General features: G+C 71.6%; 3 protein-coding genes and 1 pseudogene. 3 read left to right on the top strand and 1 reads right to left on the bottom strand.

Going from position 1 to position 2,054, the window contains the following annotated elements:
- Positions 1–226: pseudogene (locus tag G6017_RS16500) on the top strand (hypothetical protein); the annotation flags it as partial.
- A 68-nt stretch (positions 227–294) separates the two neighbouring features.
- On the opposite strand, the gene G6017_RS12525 reads toward G6017_RS16500, so the two are convergent.
- On the bottom strand, positions 295–600 hold the full coding sequence (locus G6017_RS12525; protein WP_182617644.1) for a hypothetical protein: 306 nt from the start codon (positions 598–600) through the stop codon (positions 295–297).
- Between the two features lie 117 nt (positions 601–717).
- Here G6017_RS12525 and pyrE point away from each other — a divergent pair, with 117 nt between their 5' ends.
- Both pyrE and G6017_RS12515 read left to right on the top strand, forming a co-directional pair.
- On the top strand, positions 718–1,275 hold the full coding sequence (gene pyrE / locus G6017_RS12520) for an orotate phosphoribosyltransferase (protein ID WP_182617643.1): 558 nt from the start codon (positions 718–720) through the stop codon (positions 1,273–1,275).
- A gap of 1 nt (position 1,276) precedes the next feature.
- Positions 1,277–2,054: lysoplasmalogenase family protein (locus tag G6017_RS12515; RefSeq protein WP_241731519.1), on the top strand; the 778-nt coding region annotated here is incomplete at its 3' end.

Raw genomic sequence — 2,054 nt, 5'->3', positions numbered from 1 at the left:
GGACGACCAGACCCCCGTGTGGCTTCGGCCCGAGGTGACACCCGCGCCCCCGCGGGCCGGCAGTGGCAAGCACCGGCGTGTGGAGCCGGAGGCTGAGCAGGCTGCGGACGCGGAGCCATCGGCGGCGGCCTCGACCGGCACGGGCTCCGGTCGTGAGCGCCCGGGCGTGGAACCGGACGTCGAGCAGACCACCCGCATCCAGCTGCCGCCGGATATCCGGGACTGACCTACCGCAACGAGAGGACCCGTCCGCGCATCCAGCGCGGGCGGGTCCTCTCGGTTGTGCGGGGTAAGTCAGCTACCGGTGAGTGAACCGAGACTGCCTGTGAGCGCTCCCAGGCTCCCGGTGCTGGGAACGATCGGCGGGTCGAGAGAAGGGTTGGTGCCGGTGACGGTCACGGTGGCCGGCATCGGGTCAGTCCCGTTCCACTGGCGGAAGTCCACGAGTGTGGCGCCGAACTCCGCCCGGACGATGATGACCAGAACGGCGAGGGCGAAGGGGAGGAGATCGGAGCCGGCTGAGACTGGTGGAGATAGACGGGTCGGTCGCACCTCGCGACCGACCCGTCCACTGCTGTCGGAGGACCCGTCTAGAGTCATGGACGACGGGACCGGCACCGGCCGGCACCTGCTGGCACCTGTCGGCCGATTCGGATCGGTCCGATCAGCTGGCCAGGTCCGGGAATCCGTGAGACCGCCACCACCGAGGGGAGCCGCATGACCGCCGCCACCGATGTCGATCCCGATGCGCGCCGAAGGCTCGCCGAGCTGGTCGCCGAACTCGCCGTCGTCCACGGCCGCGTCACCCTCTCCTCGGGCCGCGAGGCCGACTACTACGTGGACCTGCGCCGAGCAACCCTGCACCACGAGGCGTCGCCGCTGATCGGCCGGTTGCTGCGTGAACTGACCGACGACTGGGAGTTCGACGCGGTCGGCGGGCTGACCCTCGGTGCTGATCCGGTCGCCACGGCGATCATGCACGCGCCGGGGCGGCCGATCGACGCCTTCGTCGTCCGCAAGGAGGCCAAGAAGCATGGGATGCAACGCCGGATCGAAGGGCCGGACATCGTGGGGAAGCGGGTCCTCGTCGTCGAGGACACCACGACCACCGGAAACTCCCCGCTCACCGCAGTCGCCGCCCTACGCGAGGCCGGCGCCGAGGTGGTGGGAGTGGCGACCGTCGTCGACCGCGCCACCGGCGCCGGTGACGTGATCCGGGCCGAGGGCGTGGACTACCGCGCACTGCTCGGCCTGACCGACCTGGGACTGGAGTGACATGACCACCACGTGGATGACGACACGACGCACGACGACCGACAGGACGGCGGCGAGGGCTTTCCCCACCGTCCTCACTCAGGCGCTGCGGGAGCGGGTGCTCTCGCTCATGGACACCTCCCGCCCGGAGGGGCCCGCGTTCCTCGCCGTTGCCGCGGGCACGGAGGTCGCCAAGGCGACCGGGTTCGGCCCGCTGGAGAAGATCTGCAAGCCGCTCATCGTCCCGGCCGCGTTGACCGTCGCGCTGCGTGATGGGGGGCTGCGCGACGGCAGCCTCGGGCCGGTCGACACCGCACTGCTCTCGGTCACCGGCGCTGCGTACACCACCGGCGACGTGATCCTCATGCTCGGCGGAGGGCATGCGAGCCGGTCGAAGGCGCGACTGGTTTCGGGCGCGGCGGCGTTCGGGGTGGGGCATCTCGCGCTCGGCGGGCTAATGCTCCGGTCTGGTCTGAGGTTCAAGCCGGTCCAGTCGGCGGTCCACGGGGTGGTGGCCGGCGCCGCCGGTGCGATCCTGCTGTCCGAGGATCGGGCCAACGCGCCGCTGGCCGCGTACGGAGGACTGCTGGCGGCCCTGTCGGCGCTGGCCACCTCGGTGGATCGTCGGTCCGGGCCCGGGGCCTCGGTGTTGGCCGTGGCGGGACCGGTGTTCCTGCTCAGCGATGCGCTGATCCTGGTCCGGCGCAAGACCGAGGGGGGGTCGGCGCTCGCGAGGGCCCTCGACGTCGGCGTGATCGACACCTACGCCACCGCCGCGCTGCTGTTGCTCACGGGCACGG

The sequence above is a fragment of the Dietzia sp. B44 genome (assembly GCF_014145245.1).
In the GTDB taxonomy this organism is placed as follows: Bacteria; Actinomycetota; Actinomycetes; order Mycobacteriales; family Mycobacteriaceae; genus Dietzia; species Dietzia natronolimnaea.
This window is presented reverse-complemented; position numbering and strand designations above follow the sequence as displayed.

Excerpts from the sequence above, each read along its gene's own strand:
- G6017_RS12525 (WP_182617644.1), bottom strand. The coding sequence starts at position 600 with ATGACTCTAGACGGGTCCTCCGACAGCAGTGGACGGGTCGGTCGCGAG.
- pyrE (WP_182617643.1), top strand. The coding sequence starts at position 718 with ATGACCGCCGCCACCGATGTCGATCCCGATGCGCGCCGAAGGCTCGCC.